We start from the raw sequence: 17,163 nt of genomic DNA on the forward strand, positions 1-17,163 counted from the left end.
AGCCAGCCTGATCAGAGCGAACTACCAGCATAAATTACGGTCAGTAGCGACTGTGCCTTCAAGTTGCCTCCTTGGAAGTATGCTCCTTAATGTAAGAAAAACGACCGTTTTTCTAACAGCTGACCGCGGCCCCCTCGTGGCATCCCTCAACGGCCCCGTTTCTGTTAGGAAAGCCTGGTAGCAAATCTATTGCTAGAAAAACGCTTCTATGCGACTATCCTGACATGCTTGTCGGATATGCCCGCGTCTCTACTCAGGATCAGAACCTCGACCTGCAGCGTGACGCGCTGACCAAGGCCGGCTGCGAGCGGATCTTCGAGGAGAAGAAGAGCGGTAAGGCGGGTACCAAACGCCCGGAGTTCGAGGCCGCCCTCGCCTATCTGCGCCCCACCGACGTCCTGGTGGTGTGGAAGCTCGACCGCCTCGGTCGCTCGTTGGTCGAGATGATGCGCACGATCGACGGCCTGCGGATCAAGGAGATCCACTTCCGTTCCCTGACCGAGCAGTTCGACAGCGCCACTGCCCACGGGCGCTTCGCCCTGCAGATGCACGGCGCCATGGCCGAGTACTTCCTCGACCTCAACCGCGAGCGCACCATGGAGGGCCTGAAGGCGGCCGTCGCCCGCGGGCGCAAGGGTGGCCGGCCGAAGAAGCTCAGCGAGGCGGACCTGGAAGCAGGGCGAGCATTGTTGGCCGCTGGCAACATCTCGATCGCCGCCATCGCCAAGCGCCTCGGCGTCAGCCGCTTCACATTCTACCAATACTTCCCACAGGCACGGGCGCGCAGCCAGCAGGTAAAGGGCTGAGCCGATGCCGATCCGACCGGAGAACCGCTACTACTATCCGATCGACTGGCGCGAGCTGTCCGAGGTGATCCGCTTCGGGCGGGCCAAAGGCCGTTGTGAGCAGTGTGGCCGTCCGCACGGACAGTTGGTGTTCCATCTGGGTGACGGGCGCTGGTGGGATGCTGACAGGCAGACCTGGCGCAGCGGCAAGGGACGGCCTTTGAAGCTGGCGCCGCTGGAGTGCCTACCTGCGGGCACGGTGATTGAAACCACCCGCGTCTACCTGGCCTGCGCCCACCTCGATCACGATCCAGGCAACAACGATCCGAAGAACCTGCGCGCGCTCTGCCAGCGCTGCCACATCCTCCACGACCGTACCGAACACCTGCGCCAGCGCTGGTTCACCTACCGGCACCGCAAGGCGCTGGGGGACCTCTTCCTTGGTCCTTATCCGTTCCGGTACGTCCGATCAGGCTGACGGTCAGGTATCCAGATAGTTGGTCGCATCCGTGCGCAGCTCGACCTTATGAGCATGAGCACTGCCGAGGGCAATGCGGTGGGCGGCCAGGAGAAAGGCCACGCTGGTCCGGCGCGAGCACTGGTTCATCTACCCAATCAACTGGACGCAGCGGACTAAGTTGCGGGTATGTCGATCCCGATCTGAATCGCGATTGGTGTATAGATGTCCTCACCTGCGCCAGGAGCACGAATTGACACGAGCAGGCTGTAGCGAACCGAGCGCTCCCAGCGTCGTTCCTCGTCGTGCCTTTCACGCCACCAGCCGCCAACTGGGTATACGGCAATGGCATCCCGCGTGGCGAGATCGGCTGCCGTACCGTACCAAACGTCCGAGTGGATTGAGCCACGGTTCCGCAGCGTGCCTAAAACCCAGTCATCACCACCGGGGTCTACGCGCGCTTGACCCTGTTCTTCGATTTCAGCCGCCCGATTGATCCTGCTCTGGAAAGTATCTGGTCCTTCTAGCGCACGTTTCACAGCGAAACGCAGCCCGTGTGAAGCGTACCTATGACGCTTGGTCCATCCACGTTCACCTGGGTTGCCTTCAATGAAGTAAGAAAGCGTCACACGCATTTCGACAGGATGGTCGCTGAGCTTAAGCAGTTCGTCTCGCGGCCAGGGTAACTGGTGCAAGTTCATATAACCACTCTTGATCTCCCCTTTTGCCCTTGGTGTCTTTCTGACTAAACGAAGCGGTCTGAGCTCGTCCTGAATCATCAGCGTAGCGTCGGTTGCCGTGCTCATCAGTGCTCGATCAAGATCCGGCACTCCCCAGCCGTAACGACGTAGCAGGCTGAGCTTGCTGTTGAAGTTGGCCCGGTCGAAACGAGCCCTCATCGCGCGCGTCCACTCCGCCGAGTGGATGATTAAAGCCCGCACTGTCTCCGGTCGGAGTTCCCGCCGGGCGGCCATAATACGAGCGGCCATGTTGGCGCACTGAGCTGTGGCGTCGCTCGTGTCGCCGAAACTCTGGAACAGCCGGTTCTGCGGTCGGAAGTGTGTCGTGAGGGATTGCAAATCGTCGATTGCGTACGCGGGGTTGATTCCGTCGTGCCCGAAGTTACCTCCCTCGAAGACGACATCGGGGCGTATTGGCCACTGCCGTTCCCAGAGGGTTGAGGTTCGGCTAGCGGGTGAGATCTCACCCGCTGGAGCCAAGGGAACCCAGTCGAAATAATCCTCATCCAAGATCGTGACCTTGTCGGTAAAGGCCCCAACAACGAGTGCATTCCAAGCTTGAGACGGGTTCTCCGCCTCGGCCAGATCGTTGGCGTCAGGATATTCCGCCGCTTGGATTTCAGTGCGTAGGTTCCCTGCCGCCATCACCATGAGACGAGGCGTACCGTCGCCGTAGCAGATTGTGTCAATTGCCGCAGACCATGCAGACGGTCGCCCGCGGCTCAGCGCGAAGGTACTGGACACCGCCATGCAGAAGACGCGCCTTCGCCGAGGTGCATGCCGCTCGACCTGGGCGATGCTCTCGGCAGTAATGACTCCGTACAGGTCCGGATCGTTCTCCCCCGTAGGCGGAAGAATTTTCACGGTCTCGAGGTGGTGCTCAAGCTGCACTTGGCCGCCTCGCATGAGCGCGACCTGGACATTGCCCAAAAGCGCCACGCCGCACATGGCCGTACCGTGACCGTTCCAATAAGCGCTGTCGTTGACGCCCCAGTCGGGATCGTAGGTATGCTGGTCCTCTGCGGCCAAACTCGCACTCAGCAGGGGATGGCCCCGAGTGGCGCCGCTGTCGAGGATGCAGACGGCAGGGGCAGCCGGATCAGCGGGTTGTATCCGTTCTGCGAGATTGTGCGCCCAATCGGCTGACTCGCGAGGTCCCATCTCCAAAAAGAACGATGGTACATCCTTTGCCAGCCGGAGTTCCGCCACGGCACTACTGTTCTCGATTAGGACTTGCAGCTCCTCCGGAGTTGCCAGGGCGAGCACAACGGTTCGTTCAATGAATTCGAGCGCGTGTTCCTTCACCCTAATTTCCAAGTGCCCAGCAATCCGCAGAAACTCGCTCAGCCTCTCCTCTCGGACCCAGACCTCCCACCACGTCTGCTGCCGATCAGCCGGAAATAGTGAGCGGTCATCCGTGAAGATCGCCCGCACACCGCCCAGGCGTGCATCTACGACCGATGCCACAAGCCTCTGGTTCTTCGGTTGCCCACCTGGACCTTCCTCGTCACGATATTCCTCGACCTTTTTGACGAAATGGTCGGCGACACGTTCGGGCACGAACACGGTGCTGCGCACCACATCATCACCCTCCTCAAAGGGTTGGACAGCAACGATCTCGATCCCTTTCGAAGGAAGAGCCAGACCGTTTAGAGCGTCGCGGTGTTCAATTGGGATATCGAATTGGAGGTAAAAACCCGGCTCGCCTTCCGCCTCTTCACGGCGCGCGGCGATCTGGCGGCGCGCACCCGCGATTGCTGAACCCAGAGCAGCTAGAAGTGTACGCGCATGCACGGCGCGCGCACGAGGCGGTGGCAGCCCAGGACGAGGTGTATTGCGTGATGTGAAATCTCGACTCTGCCCGTTGCCCTCCAGGAAGAGGTGCGGCCGGTTCCTTGCGTGATCGGGCATGAAGGCGAGATGGTTTTAGGGGTGGTTCTTCCGCTCCGCGATCGCGGTAAGGAAGTCCTCGGTCCTAACACCCTCTAGGTTGAGAAGCACGGCCACTTTTGCCGTCTCATCAGCTGCACGCGCTAATTCCGCCTGTCCCAGCCCGGCCGCCGCCTCTAACACGATCGGCCAATTCACTGCCGAGGTGTCGAAGGTCGCCAACCGGTTCTGGAGGATACCTTTGGCGATCTTCTCGTCGGGAGGCCCGTAAGAAATCACGTCGTCGAAGCGCCGGGCAAGCGCGCGATCAAGGAGTTCGGGGTGATTCGTCGCCGCCACGATCAGGCTCTGGCCCTCATCCTGTTCGATGAACTGGAGGAAGGAATTCAAGACGCGGCGGATCTCGCCGACATCGTTCGGACCAGCGCGCTGTGAGCCAATTGCGTCGAATTCGTCGAAGAAGTAGACGCCCCGCTGCTTGGCCATAGCATCGAACACGAGACGCAGGCGACCGGCTGTCTCGCCCATCATCTTACCGATCAGACCCTCATACCGAACCGTAAACAGAGGCAACTTCAGTTCCCCGGCCAGGGCGGCTGCGGTCATCGTCTTGCCAGAGCCGGGCGGCCCGACGAGCAAGAGCTTACGGCGCGAGTTCAAGCCGTGCGCCTTCAGCCGCTCGTGTTGGCGTTGCTCCTGAACGACCCGCTTGAGACGGCTCAGAAGTTCAGGGTCAAGCACCATCGTGGACAGGCGGATGTCCGAGTAGCGCGCAGAGAGTAGGTCGGCTAGTTCGCCCCGCGGCAGGGCCATCGGCACAGGACCAGCGCCACGGCGAGCAACGTGTTGAGACTGAGAGCGTGCTGTCTCGATAATTTCCCGCAGTTCAGTCGCGAGCTTCCCGTGACCCTGACGCGCCTCGTGTGCAGCCAACTGGGTCGCGACTGTTAGGAAATGCTCGCGGTCTCCGTCGAGATGGCTGCGAAGGAGCGCTACGATGTGACGTGCGGTTGTCATGTTGCCCGGTGGCTGCCCCGCCTATCAGGCCGCACGACTAAGAGATGGCGCGGTACCTCACGATCTCACAGGCGGCTGATTGCCCCTAGTGCACCAGCACCTCATCGTCGACAATTCCAGTGATCTGGTTGTCGCGGCATAAATCATAGCCGCTTTGAGCGAGATGGCGTTAACTTCCGCTTCTAGCGCCCACGCCGCACCAGCCGTCGTAGCTCGATCCCGCTCCTCTCGACGTAGAATGCCTGAAAGCGGCGCGGACCGAGCCGCTACGCGCCGCAAGGTGGCTTCCTGGATCTCAGCGCACGCCAGCGGCGCAAAGCTGGCGCTGAATTAGACGCGATGCTGGGTGGCGGCTCCATGGCGCTGCCGAGCATCTGGGCAGCTGGCGGCGGAGAGGGCGACCATGAACCTTGCTGACGTTGCGCCGACCGCCGACGCGTTACTCGCGCTGACGGCGGACGAACTCGGACTGCGCATGCTTCCACTGCTGGTCCGGACGCCACCGCGCGGGATGCACCTCTCTCTGAAGAACCTGCTGGAGGCCAACAGCAGCCCTGGGGGTCAGCCCCGGCCCTGCGCACGCTTATTGCGGTCGATCTCAGCCTCTTGCAGCCGCGTCAGCGCGCCGATCGACGTTCTGAGCCGCAAGGGTGGACGTGGGAGAAGAGCCGTCAGCGGCCGCCAAGAGACGGTGATCCAGATCGGACGCTCAAGGTCTTCGCCGTGCTCTGGATCGGTCCAGATCAGCTCGAAGAGCCTTGTTTCCCCGGCTGCGATGGGCAGTAGGCGCCGAGGATGCACGTCGCGCCCGACGTCGTCTGATAGGGCCATTCTCCCTCCGCGGCTGCCACGAAACTGGACTGCGCCGATCCCTATGGTTCGCGAGCCGGGATTGTGGATCCGAAGGCAAATTGGAGCATCGATCATCGGCACCCCCACTGGCCGAGCATTCTGCCCGATCGCGATGTGGGGCTCCATCCAGGGCCGGGCGCGAAACGTACGGTCCCATATCGTGAAGCCAGCCGTCGCCAAGCCCGCGATGCCGCCGACCAGCTTGATGCTTTCGACAAGGGCGCTGTCCATCGTTGTTGGTCCAGATCAGGAGTAGGGGCCGCGGAATAGGTCGCCGAGCGCCCGCCGCCGGAACAGCGTCAGCCAGCGCCGCCGGCAGTGCTCGGCTCGGTCGTGGACCATGTGGCAGTGCTGGCAGAAAGCCACGAGATTGGCCGCGACATCGTCGATCGTGTGTGGTTCCGACGGGCAGTGGCGAGCACCACTCGCGTTGTTCGAGCCGTCCCGAGCAGATCGTCAGCGCCGCCCACGAGGCAGACGAACTGCGCCGGGAACACCGATCGCCCGTGCGGCCGTCCGCAGCCCTCACACCGGCCCTTGGCGCGGCCGAAGCGGATCACCGCCGAGAGCTGCGGTCAGTCAATCGGGTAGACCGGTGATCGCGCCGGATCGGTATGGCGAGCAGGATCGTGGGGCAATGGTCACGCTCGTACGCAGGCGATGACTCAGCCTATGGTCATCTCGGAGCGGCCGGCTGGGAGAGTGCCGCCGGCCACCGAGGGCTCAGACGAGCCGATCTGCGATCGTGCTGATGACGTCAGAGGCGTTGACGCTCATGTCGAGCGGCTGCCCGCTGGCCTCACACTCGGCGATGTGGGCCGCCATGATTGACCAGTCATCCTCGTCGTCATCTGGATCGACCGAACCGCGAGCCAGGACCACGCCGCGCGCGAGGTTCGCGTGCTCGATCTTGGCCAACACCTCCATGCTGCTGAACCACAAGCCCGCATTCGGTCGGGCAATGCGGACGAGTTCGAGCTGGTCAAGCGCTTCCGCCAGGCTGTCGGCGATGAGCATCATGCGTTGATCAGGGCGATCCGCCATCCCGGCGTGGATCGCGAAGTAGCTCGCGTCCTCGACGAAGGCCAAGCCCACGTTGTCTCCGTAGTCGCAGCATGCTTCGAGCGTGAAGTAGGTGGCCGCCTCCATGTCGGCGCGGGCGTAGGCGGAGATGGCGTCAAGCATTTGGTTGAAACTGGGCATTGTATTAAATCACAGGTTAAGTATGAGGGCGATCAGCGTCCCTGCCCGGTGCCGTTCGGCCCGGATTGGTCTCGGGATGCTGATCGAAGTTCAGGGGCCGTTGCGGCTCCTTGCGCCGGGCTCGATCAGTGGGCGGTCGTGTTCGGCACCAGCATCTCGCGCATCACCTCGATGCAGATGCCCGTGATCGTCTCCCAGCGCTCGTAGTTGTCGGCCAGCGCCGCCAGACCGCCACGGATGTACGGCTTGCGGAGCTTCGCAACAGTCTCATCGACGAAGTCGCCGGCCGAGGGATGATGGCCAAGTTTCGGCGCATAGTACCGCACGAGGTACAGGAGCATGCTTCGAACCTCCGCCTCGTGGGCCGCCAGACGCGTCTTGCTACGCCGGACAGGATGGGTGGCAATCGGGTTGAGGGCGCCGGGATCGCGCCACGGCTCGCCCGTGACCAGTTCGCGGATCAGCCCCGGAGCGATTGCGACATTGCCCTCGTGGTCCATCACCAGAACCTGACCCGTCTCCTTGTTGTGGATGACGAACCTGATGAGATGGCCCTCGTCCCGGAGCGCCTGAACAGCCTCGCTGAGAGCGGGTGACGGCTCAGTCCGAGTGGCCGCAAGGAAGTCGGAAAAGGAGGTCATGAAAAGGCTTTCTGAATATCTGGGATGTTCGTGACGCCCCAACGGCGTCGCAGATCTTGATAGGGTATCGCCCCCGGCGCCGGCGATATCTTTGTTCCGGTGCTTCACGGATCGCTGGGATGAGCCGGGGACGAGGACTTGCTGGATCAGGCGAGCCGTGCCGCGATGGCCGCGTAGAACGGCTCGTAGTCGCGTCCATTCTCGGGGCGGTTGCCAGCTGCATCTTCCGCGAGCCACGTCCACTCGCAATCCGGATCGAAGCGGTTTTCCTCGGCCCGCATGGCGATCATCCCGCGCAAGATGTCGGTGCCCTGGATCTCGTTCCCATCCTCCTCGGACCATTCAGAGAAGAAGAAGCGGGCAGCGGGCCGAAGGTTTCGGATCTCCTGAAGCACCGCAACCGCGTCGCCGAAGTCAGGGAACGTCCAGAAGACGCGCAGAGCAGGCCGGTCCGGCAAGCCCACAGTGATACCAAAGAGACCGCCTTCCGCCGCTTCCTCAAGAAGAACGAATTCCACCGTGTCAGAGGTTTCGTGCAGAGCCTCAAGAACGAAGTAGGTAGCCGCGTCGTAGGCAGCTTGAAGGTTTGGGGAGAAGTTTTCGAGCTTGAGCAAAGATTTGGTCATAAAATGCGTGCTTCCTTGCACCCCAACGGTGCGCTTTTACGTGATGCCAAACCTGAAGCGTTTGGGTCCATATCTTTTTCGAACCAAGCAGCAGAAACAGCTTGAGCGTTCGAGCGGCACCTTTTGGCCTAATTCTGGACATCGAGCGGCTCCGGCAAGTTCGAGCCACATATATCGAGCAGCTCCGCGCTTCCTCCGGTGCATCTCTTCTTGATGGGCATTCGTTGCAGAAAGATATCGACTTCCGGATCACTCCGCGCCGGCCCTTAGTTAGGCTTAGCGTTCGGGGAGCGCCTGTGCGATGGCGGCGAAGAACGGGCTGTAATTGCGGCCTTCCGGCGGGCCGTTTCCAGCGGCATCCTCCGCCAGCCACCGCCACTCCCGATCACGCGTGACGCGCCGCTGGTCCCTCTCGGCCTGAGCGGCGATCAGGCCGAGCAGCATGTCGTCGCCGAGGATTTCGAGGCCCTGCTCATCGTGACAGTCCGACACGAAGAGGCGCGCGTCCGGCCGGCGGTCGTGGATCTCCTGGAGTGCCGCCACCGCCTGAGAGAAGTCCTTGAACTCCCAAGCATGGCGCAGGGCAGGCCGGTCAGCCAATCCGAGGGAGATGCTGTAGAGGCTGGGCTCCTGCTCATCCAGGTCGTCGTCTCCGACCACGTCGAGGGTCAGGATTTCCGTCCCCCCCCAATCGATGCGGACGGGCTCAAGGACAAAGTAGCTGGCGGCCTCGAAGTCGGCGCGCCTGTTCCGGGAAGAGGTATCGAGCTCGATGATAGAGTCGGTCATTATGGATGCACTTTCCTGCGCCTTAATGGCTGGCTCCTACGTAATGACGGGCAAGGTTAGGCGTTGTCCATATATATTTTAAACTTCTAACAATAGGCGTCCGTTGCGATAGATACGCTTGCGGTGCTTGAAGCTGCCAAGCGAGAGCACGCGTTGACGTACTCGAAGAGACAACGCGGTCTAGCTGCTGCTCGCAACCGCTGCAGAAAGATATCGCCTTCCGGATCACCACATCGCTAGGGTCAGGGCATTGCTCAACACGAGAGACATTGCCCCGTGCCCACTCGCGCCACCTGCGCCTCCACCCGCTTGGTCCTCACTGGTCCGAGGCTCGAGCTTGAACGCTTCCGGCGTGAATGCATCCGCATCCAGCGCGATGACCCCACGGGTCTCCCCTCACTGGACCTTGAAGCGCTCGTGCCGGTGCCGCTCGAGATCCTGGCAACGATCCAGGACGACTCCGATGAGGCACAGCAAGCCGCCTTGGCCGCAACCGGGTACGAGGATTGGCACGACTGGTCGGTCGCGCACTGGGGCACCGAGGAGAACGCACACGCCTTCAGCGGTCGCTTGATCGGTGACACGATTTTCGACTGCGTCTTCGAGACCTCCTGGTCGGCTCCAGAACCCGCCCTTGAGGTGCTTGCTGCACGCTACCCAGCACTCAGCGGGGCCGTCCTGGCCAGTGAGCTGCTCCTCGGTGAGTGCCTGCTCGGCGAGATCCGGAATGGCGCCTTTACCAGCGCCCGTGCGGCCTGCGATCGGCAGGTCGATATGCTCATCAACGCCTTCGACCAAGCAGGGCAGATCGGTGAGCTGTCCGCGCACGCTCTGATCGAGGCGATCGTTGCTCCTACCGCTGGCCAAGCAGCTGGCGCCTCGGCATCCGTGCCGACGCGCTTGAGCCAGATCCTCGCGGCTCTCACGCGCCGCACGTCGAGGCGACTGGCCCGCACCCTCATGTTCGAACGCCACGCCCTCGATCTGGCAGCTGAGCTTGCTGCTGGCGCCAACGCACGCGACCTCAGAGAGCGCGCGCTCACTCAGGCTGATCAGGCTGCAGGCGACATCATGTGCCTGCTCACGGATGACCGCATGCGCACACAGTTGGATCGCAAGATCGTGGCGATGGTGACGATCTGCCTCTACACCGAGGCGATGTGGGCCGAGGCTGACCTCGGAGTGCTGCCTCTCTGCCGGTCGTTCGTCGAGCACGCCGTGCTGGCGTTTCGCGACGAGGAAGAGCTGTGGACTTGGGCCGCCTTGGCGATGTACCGGCCGGGCCTGATCCTCGATTTGAGTGATGCAGACACGGTCAAGCAAGCCATCCTCGACTATGCCGAGCGGCTCCACGCGCAGCTCACGGCCTACCTGTCGGACGACAGGCGGGAGCAGGGAGTGGGCATGCCGACGCTCGACCAAGCGGCGGCCTGATCGTCAGGCTTCGATCCCGCGCCTCGCATAGATTTCGGCAAACCGCGCCTCTGCCAGCGTGAACCGCTCATGCGCCTGCTGTCGGTGACGCGGATGTCGATCCGGATGCAGGCGGACCCGGAAGGCCCGTCGTGCCGCAACCACCAGCCAGTCCGGGCTGCCTGGATGCAGGCCAAGCGAATGGTAGAGGGGGTCCGGCACCGGGCCAGGGCGTGATGTGGCCAGGTCTCCCGCTCTCGCGAGCTGCCGTTCCAGTGCAGCGATCCGCCCCCTTGCCCAGGCAAGATCGTCCGTCAGCTCGGCCGCTGCCTCACGAGCGGCACGATGGCCCCAGCGCTCCTCGCGCCAGAGGCCACGCCATCGCACCGCCAGCGGCATGTAGCGGAGCACGAGGACCCAGGCGAGCATCAGGTTGGCCCAAGGCGGCAGCAGACCCATGCTCAGGCTCAGGACGACCATCAGGACCAGCCGCAGCCGCACCGCCCCTATGGTCTCCAGCACGTACTCCGCTGCAACCAGGACCGTGCCGACGAGCGCGAACACCGCACTGCCTCAGGCCGCGAGCGTGATGCGATCGAGCCGGGCCGCGATCCGCGCCAAATCGGCCTCGCCATCGTCGTCGATTGCGGCCTCCTCGCTCGACTCGTACAGCGCATTGGCGAACGTGTCGTAGCAGTAGTGCCCGAGGAGTTCGGCCACACCTTTGTGGTAGACCTCCGGTGCCGGCCCAGCCACCTGCAGGCCGATCGTCATCAGGCGCCGCAGCACGGCACGTAGCGCCGGCCGAGCCACTAGCGCGTTGCCCTTGCCAACGATCTGCGCGATCTCCCAGTTGCCGCCCACCATCGGCGTCAGTAGCACCGCCAGCGGCATCTCAGCCCCGGCCTCGTCGATGTGACGGTAGGCGCAGATCATCTTCAGTCCCGTCGCAACCTCGCCGATCAACGTGGCTGCGCAGTTATCCATCGTTGCGGCAAACGCCCGGATTTCGGCAGCCGACCTGAGTGGCCGCAGTCCGTCGAGAGGAGGCAGTTCCGGCACCGGCAGGCTGTCGGCCTGCTCGAGCAGGCGACGCGCCAGCTTGCCGAGCACGTTGCCGCTGCCGAGCGACTGACGCACGGCGGCCGTGAGGCCGGCGTCGTCGACCTCCGGCACATGGATGCGCAGAAAGTCCGCCAGAGCGACCGCGCGGCTCACTTGCTCAGGGCTACTCAGCCCGCGCACGATCTCGGGCACGAGAAACGGTGCAGGAAGCGCGCGCACCGCCTGTACCTGCGACGAGCGCAAGGCGCCGCAGTAGCGCAGGCTGTGCGTGGCCGCGCTCGGCTCGGAGCTCATGAGCTCGAAGAGCTCGGCGTAGCTCTCCGGATGGGCGAACGGGTCGAGACCAGGCCGGGTCGATCCATGCTCCTGCACACGCAGCAGTGCCCGTAGATACCCACCCGGCACCGCTTGCGCCGGCACGTCGTAGAGGGCCGCGATCACCTCGCGCACCCGGCGCCGGCGTAGGGCAAAACCTACGCGGTCGCCGCTGAAACCTTCGAGCTTCAGTCGGGCGACGAAGGTTTCGCTGACCGCCCCCACGCCCCGCGTGAGGACGGCTGCCGCGACAGCGAATGCCGCCTGCCGGGTCAGTGGCCCCGAACCCATCAGGTCGGCGACGAGACCGCGCGCTCCGGCACGATCGAGCTGCGTCAGCGGGGCCAGTGGCCAGCCGGTGATGGGCGCCAGTGGGCGGGGCTGCTCCGAGTCTTGCCGGCGAGTAGGGTTGTTGGGGCGGTCCGGCACGCGCACATTCCTCCTGTTAGCCGAAAAGGCGTTGGCGGGAGCGTCGCGTCGGCGCTCCGATCCAGCGATGACGTCTGTATTTATGAGTATGAGGCTGCCACCGATCCGAAATCGCGCAAGCGTTTGGGGTGCGGTTTTCTGGCCGACACGCCACTCCGCTTCGTCGGCTCGGCTGCCTGATCAGAGGGCGCGTGTCGCGCCGGCCCGATTTAACGGGGCAACGACAGCGACAAGGACGACGCAGCACGAGGAGCAAACGAGACCTGTCCGGATCACCCCTGCCTTGCGGGCACGAGTGCCTCGTCATCCCACGTCGTCGCAGACGACCTCGGCGTCGTGATCGGGGGCGAGGCCCGCCGAGCGCCCGATCACGCGACGAGCGAACGAACGCGCCGGGGCGCCCCGCAGGGGCGCGGCACGAGCCGTCAGGCGAGGCCGGCGCGTTTGGACGCCTGACCTTCCGGGGCGAGCCGAAGGCGAGGCCGGGCCAAAGTCATAGATCTACATTAGATCTACAGTAGATCGCTTCGCTCTTTAATGATCTACTGTAGATCTATGACTTTTATCAGCCCCAGTCGTTCACAGACTTGCTGTTCTCCGGCGTGCCAGGACCTCATCACGCAACGCTTGAAGCGCGCTTTTCTGCGCGAACGGATTGGCGATCTGACCCTGCACCTCGACAAGGCCATCGGCGATCTGGCTGAGGATCTCGAGGTGCTGGCTCTGAAAAGCGCGCTGCGCGTCCTCGATCTTGGCAACCCGTTCGCCAAAGCGGGTCGGGATCAGCGCGTCCTGCACGCTCATCCCGGTAATCTCCCCCATCAGCGCACCGAGGTGCTGGAACTTCTCGTGGTTCGTGGCGAGGTAGTGCTCGAAGTCGGCACGCGGCACGTTGGTCTCCCTCAGCGTGCTGACGACAGCCTCCAGGTTCGTCATCGCGGTTGCGACCGCTTCAAGCTTGTCGTCGCCCTCGATCAACGCCTCCTCGAACCCTTGGAGGCGCATCTCGAGACCTTCGAGCTTGGCGTGGAGCGCCTCCAGGTGACTCACGAGTCTCGCGAACTCGGCGCGGTCGATCATGCCTGCGAGCCTCCCACCGGCTGGGCAAGCCGTGCAGCTCTCTGGCTGGCCACGTGCTCTGCGTAGCCGCAGCGATCGACGTACTGGTGGTAGCGCAGGCCGGCCCCGCGCTGCTTGGGTGAGATGAACTTAGCGGTCATCTGATCGGCGACGAGCGTTTGGCCGTCCACGTGAAGCGTCACCTCCGGCACCGTCGCGCCCTCGTCATCGGTCGTGAAGCGCACATGCACGTACTGGTGCTCGAAGTAGCGGAAGCCGCCGTGTCGATCGGAGAGCACGCCGTAGAGGTCCTCCGGATCGTTCCGCGCGATCAGGCTACGCAGCTCATCCGCGAAGGCGGCCGTGAACTTGCCCGTCGAGCGGTTCACATCGACGATCTTGAGCTCGAACTCGCCAGCCTGCCGCAGCTGGACTCCCCGCGAGAACTGCGCGCCGCTCCGCTTCTGGATCAGGCTGGCCGGCACGGTCCAGCCCTCGATCGAAACCTTGTAGCGCAGTCCCTTGTAACGCTTGCGCATCTGCCCGGTTTTCGGATCGACGAAGGTTTCGGGTTTGTCGGCGTTGTCCCACAAGCCGATCTGAGCGTAGGTGAGCAGGCTCAGCGGCATCATCGGACCACGGTTTGGATATTCGGCCGGCGTCCAAACCTTCGTGCAGGTTGTTGTGGCCGTGTCAGGGATGGAGATCGAGTTCTTGCGGGTCTCAAAGTTCGCGCGGAGAGTGGCCAGAGCGCCACGTGCGCTCGGCTTCCATTCAATCGTCATACTATGATCTTCTCAAAATCTTACGACCCCAAAACGGGGAAGCAGGCTTGTCATGCCTGATCGACGAGCGGCGTGTCGATATTCTTGACGGAGCAGATCTGAATAAGACGGTGCCCTCGGAAGCGCATCTCACTGCCACGGTCCAGGAGCGAGCGTGCGGGGTGAGGGTCGGAAGCTCGCACTGCTACGTGTCGTCATCGGTCGCTTCCATGATGCGGTCGGTGATCAGGAGCGGTTCTGAACAGCGCTTATCGGCCACTTCAGCCCACTTGTTGACGTTGGTTGTAGTCGGTGCCCTCCATCGCGCAGGCCATCTTCATAGTCCACGAGCGAGCGCCTGGAGCCGACGCGAGAAGCTGGCACTGCCAGGACTCATCCCCAATCGCTTCCATCGTGGTCGCGGTGATGAGCAGGGGTTCGGAGCAATTCGCGTCTGCCATCTCGGCCCGCTTGCCGACGTAGGCGGGCTCTGCGGCCAGGAGCGGGAGCGGGAGCGGGACGAGCAAGCGACAGTGCACGGGTAGACTCATCCACGAGACCACGCTTGCCCTAGTGGACTTTTCCACGAAGCTGAGCGCAGACGGGTGCTCCGGTCAACCTATCCACCCGTCTGGTAGCTCACCCGTGGACGAGACTACTTCGCAATCTGCGGCAGCCCCTTGCGGGCGAACTCGCGGTTCACGAGGTCGATCATGTAGTCCTGCATGGTGAAGCCATCTTGTGCGACCATGGCCTTGAAGGAATTGAACGCCTTTTGGTCGAGCCAAACGGACAGGTTCTTCTTTCCGGCGCGGTACTGCGGGCGAGCGGCCGGAGAGGCCGCAGGAGCAGTCCGGACAGGCTCAGAGGAGGCTTCGGGTGCAGGTGCGGGTGCAGATGCCGGGATCGCGTCCTCGGCGGGCATCTGGAAGGCACGGGCCGGCTTTGCCACGGTTTACTCTCCTACAAGTCCACGAGATTACGCATCCACGAGTTCACTCGTGGTCTTTGCTGTTTGGTCCACGAGGCCACTGATCCACCGGTAGACCGCCTCAGCCTCGTCAGCAGCCTTACCGGACGGTTCGAACTCGGTTGCGGTCAACCCCTGGGACATCGCGTAGGCGAAGGCTGCGCGGGTGGCGATCCGAACAGGCGCAAGCTGGAGACCATATGCCTGGATCGCCGCTTCACCCTCTTCGACCATCCGGCGGGCGTTCGAACCGGTTGGGACCTGGGCCAGCATCACCCACGTCCGGTCAATCCGCTCGGCGATTCGAACGGTCCGCTTCACCGTGCTCAAGGTTTCCAAGTCGAACTGCGTCGGTCGGATCGGGACCAGGACAAGGTCCGCGACCTCACAAGCGGCGAGAGCGGTCGTCTCGGCCTTACCGGCCGTATCGACGATGAGCAGGTCGGTCCCGTTCTTCTGGGCGATTCCCTTCAGCCTCGCGAACGCGTCACCGTCGATCTCACGGATGATAGAGGGGGTCTCGGCCTCGCGGCGCTCGAACCACTTATAAGCTGATCCCTGGGGATCGCTGTCGATCACCGCGACGGACAGCCCGGCAGCTTCGGCCGAGACGGCGAGATGAAGAGCGGTCGTCGATTTCGACGAACCCCCCTTTAAGCCGATGACGGCAATCGTCTTCATGGTCCACCTTCCCACGAGTGCGCACGTCTACAGCGCAGCCAAATCCACGCGCAGACGCGTCCGATGGTGGACTTGTGCACGCGTCCCCGTGCGCACCATCCCACCTTTCCACGCGTGGCTCACATTGGTTAATGACCGGTTAAGATGATGCCACGCTCCCCGGCAGGGTCAACCGCGAAACCTTCGCGATCACCTTGCGGGCGGATGCGGCACGGGTTCGAAATCTTCGAAGGCAAGGTGATCGCGGCAAGTATCCGCGTCTAATCTTGCAAGGTTTCGCGCAGGGTTCCCGACTTTCGTTTAACAAAATTCCCCAGACGGAAGCGATGTGACCAGACCGGTCAGCCTACTGGATTGGCTGCGCTCCAACGAATATTCGGGATTAGGGCGTTCAGCCTGTTGACCGCCTGTGCGATCGTGTGGAAAAGATGAACGATCCGCGTCCCCCTCGGGCGCGGGCCAGATTCGGAGCTTAGCTACGGTAGCGGTCGCGAGCAAATAGAAAACCCCTCGGAAGGTTGGCGCCTTCCGAGGGGTTCGGTGAGGATTAGAGGCCCCAACCAACAAAACAGGGCTCTCTTCTCCGACAATTCGGGCAGGAAGTCAACGCGGAAGGTGATTCCGCGAACGCTCTCTCCATGCCTTTTTGCACGCGACCCCTCGGGAGAAGGGGTTGAGACGTGGACGAGAACCTATGCGTTGATGGGATGCCACCGATCATGCGGGACACCCTTTGGGTCCGCGTACGCGATCGCAAGAATCGCTACGCGATCATGGACCTTGCGCACTGGATCGTGGGGCAGGGCCATGCGGCCCGAACCAAGAAAGGATTTGGCCTCGTGCGGGGGTCCGATCGAGATTCGCCGGACGGGTTGAAAGAGCGCCGCGACCTCCAGGAGATGGGCCTAACGGCCGACAAGATTCGTGGCGCGGTCGAAGCACTGGAGGACGTCGAGTTCTTGGACGTCGAGCGGAAGGGCGGCGGCGCCTCGTACAACTATCGCGGGCAGAGGCGTAACCCGCCCAACGTGTACCGTATCAACGAGCATTTCTGCGACCTGTTCAAGCGGGGGGTCGAAGAGATGAAGCGCTTGGCGAAGATTCTTCCCCAGGCGGCCAGCGCTGTCGCTCGTGAGTTGCTGTCAGGAATAAATTCAACCCTCCTTACTCGGAAGACTCTTGAATCCGCTCCCCCAAACTGCCCTTCTAAGGATAGATCACCCATTATGGGGGAGTTTGGAACTTCGACCCCTCAGAAGGGCCATGAACCGCCCCAGGAAGCTCCAGGACGGCCATCGCTGGTCTCTCTCGGCCATCCCCCCGTCACGCCTGCCGCGCCTGCTGACGGCCCTCCTGTGGAGAGGGCGCCAGGGCCGATGGATCGCTTCCTTGACGAGCTTCAAGCGAGGCTTGGTCTACCGCCTCGAAAGGCTGACGGATGAGCTTGACGCCTCACGCACGGCGTTG

Annotated in this window: 17 protein-coding genes and 1 pseudogene; 4 read left to right on the forward strand and 14 right to left on the reverse strand. The window is 62.9% G+C overall.

Annotated elements, in window-relative coordinates; translation table 11 throughout:
* Positions 1-224: 224 nt before the first annotated feature.
* Together FHU13_RS26060 and FHU13_RS26065 are read left to right on the forward strand one after the other, a co-directional pair.
* Entirely contained in the window at positions 225-806 is a 582-nt protein-coding gene (locus tag FHU13_RS26060; protein WP_183438733.1) for a recombinase family protein, read from the forward strand.
* A gap of 4 nt (positions 807-810) precedes the next feature.
* Entirely contained in the window at positions 811-1,263 is a 453-nt protein-coding gene (locus FHU13_RS26065) for a hypothetical protein (RefSeq protein ID WP_183438734.1), read from the forward strand.
* A gap of 155 nt (positions 1,264-1,418) precedes the next feature.
* Here the strand turns inward: FHU13_RS26065 and FHU13_RS26070 are convergent, their stop codons facing one another.
* From FHU13_RS26070 to FHU13_RS26105, 8 genes and pseudogenes are all read right to left on the reverse strand, one after another.
* Positions 1,419-3,776: a S8 family peptidase gene (locus FHU13_RS26070; RefSeq protein ID WP_312889653.1), complete on the reverse strand. Its 2,358-nt coding sequence runs from the start codon at positions 3,774-3,776 to the stop codon at positions 1,419-1,421.
* 132 nt (positions 3,777-3,908) lie between these two features.
* On the reverse strand, positions 3,909-4,889 hold the full coding sequence (locus FHU13_RS26075; protein WP_183438736.1) for an AAA family ATPase: 981 nt from the start codon (positions 4,887-4,889) through the stop codon (positions 3,909-3,911).
* 561 nt (positions 4,890-5,450) lie between these two features.
* Positions 5,451-5,972 (reverse strand): hypothetical protein, encoded by a 522-nt coding sequence (locus tag FHU13_RS26080; RefSeq protein WP_183438737.1) that lies wholly within the window; start codon positions 5,970-5,972, stop codon positions 5,451-5,453.
* Between the two features lie 15 nt (positions 5,973-5,987).
* Positions 5,988-6,357, reverse strand: a pseudogene (locus FHU13_RS26085) (hypothetical protein).
* Between the two features lie 107 nt (positions 6,358-6,464).
* Positions 6,465-6,944, reverse strand: a complete 480-nt coding sequence (locus FHU13_RS26090; protein ID WP_183438738.1) for a hypothetical protein — start codon at positions 6,942-6,944, stop codon at positions 6,465-6,467.
* 125 nt (positions 6,945-7,069) lie between these two features.
* Entirely contained in the window at positions 7,070-7,585 is a 516-nt protein-coding gene (locus FHU13_RS26095; RefSeq protein WP_183438739.1) for a hypothetical protein, read from the reverse strand.
* Positions 7,586-7,731: 146 nt separating this feature from the next.
* Positions 7,732-8,232, reverse strand: coding sequence for a hypothetical protein (locus tag FHU13_RS26100; RefSeq protein WP_210287867.1), 501 nt, complete (start codon positions 8,230-8,232; stop codon positions 7,732-7,734).
* A 255-nt stretch (positions 8,233-8,487) separates the two neighbouring features.
* Entirely contained in the window at positions 8,488-9,000 is a 513-nt protein-coding gene (locus FHU13_RS26105; RefSeq protein ID WP_183438741.1) for a hypothetical protein, read from the reverse strand.
* A 276-nt stretch (positions 9,001-9,276) separates the two neighbouring features.
* On the opposite strand from FHU13_RS26105, the gene FHU13_RS26110 reads away from it, so the two are divergent.
* Positions 9,277-10,434 (forward strand): hypothetical protein, encoded by a 1,158-nt coding sequence (locus FHU13_RS26110; RefSeq protein ID WP_183438742.1) that lies wholly within the window; start codon positions 9,277-9,279, stop codon positions 10,432-10,434.
* A 3-nt stretch (positions 10,435-10,437) separates the two neighbouring features.
* On the opposite strand, the gene FHU13_RS26115 is transcribed toward FHU13_RS26110, so the two are convergent.
* The 6 genes from FHU13_RS26115 to FHU13_RS26140 all read right to left on the reverse strand — a co-directional run bounded on the left by FHU13_RS26115 (position 10,438) and on the right by FHU13_RS26140 (position 15,696).
* Complete coding sequence (locus tag FHU13_RS26115) at positions 10,438-10,977, reverse strand: J domain-containing protein (RefSeq protein WP_183438743.1); 540 nt, start codon at positions 10,975-10,977, stop codon at positions 10,438-10,440.
* Between the two features lie 9 nt (positions 10,978-10,986).
* The gene (locus FHU13_RS26120) at positions 10,987-12,222 is read right to left on the reverse strand and encodes a hypothetical protein (protein WP_183438744.1); all 1,236 of its coding nucleotides are present in this window, start codon (positions 12,220-12,222) and stop codon (positions 10,987-10,989) included.
* A 579-nt stretch (positions 12,223-12,801) separates the two neighbouring features.
* Complete coding sequence (locus tag FHU13_RS26125; protein ID WP_183438745.1) at positions 12,802-13,302, reverse strand: hypothetical protein; 501 nt, start codon at positions 13,300-13,302, stop codon at positions 12,802-12,804.
* Positions 13,299-13,913, reverse strand: coding sequence for a hypothetical protein (locus tag FHU13_RS26130; RefSeq protein WP_183438746.1), 615 nt, complete (start codon positions 13,911-13,913; stop codon positions 13,299-13,301). The genes FHU13_RS26125 and FHU13_RS26130 overlap by 4 nt, the downstream gene beginning before the upstream one ends.
* 787 nt (positions 13,914-14,700) lie before the next feature.
* Positions 14,701-14,997 (reverse strand): hypothetical protein, encoded by a 297-nt coding sequence (locus tag FHU13_RS26135; RefSeq protein ID WP_183438747.1) that lies wholly within the window; start codon positions 14,995-14,997, stop codon positions 14,701-14,703.
* Positions 14,998-15,024: 27 nt separating this feature from the next.
* Positions 15,025-15,696, reverse strand: coding sequence for a ParA family protein (locus FHU13_RS26140; RefSeq protein ID WP_183438748.1), 672 nt, complete (start codon positions 15,694-15,696; stop codon positions 15,025-15,027).
* Positions 15,697-16,415: 719 nt separating this feature from the next.
* Between FHU13_RS26140 and FHU13_RS26145 the strand changes: the two genes are divergently transcribed.
* Positions 16,416-17,138, forward strand: coding sequence for a hypothetical protein (locus FHU13_RS26145; RefSeq protein WP_183438749.1), 723 nt, complete (start codon positions 16,416-16,418; stop codon positions 17,136-17,138).
* Positions 17,139-17,163 lie beyond the last annotated feature (25 nt).

Origin of the sequence: Methylobacterium sp. R2-1, from assembly GCF_014191355.1 — a bacterium.
Taxonomy (GTDB): domain Bacteria; phylum Pseudomonadota; class Alphaproteobacteria; order Rhizobiales; family Beijerinckiaceae; genus Methylobacterium.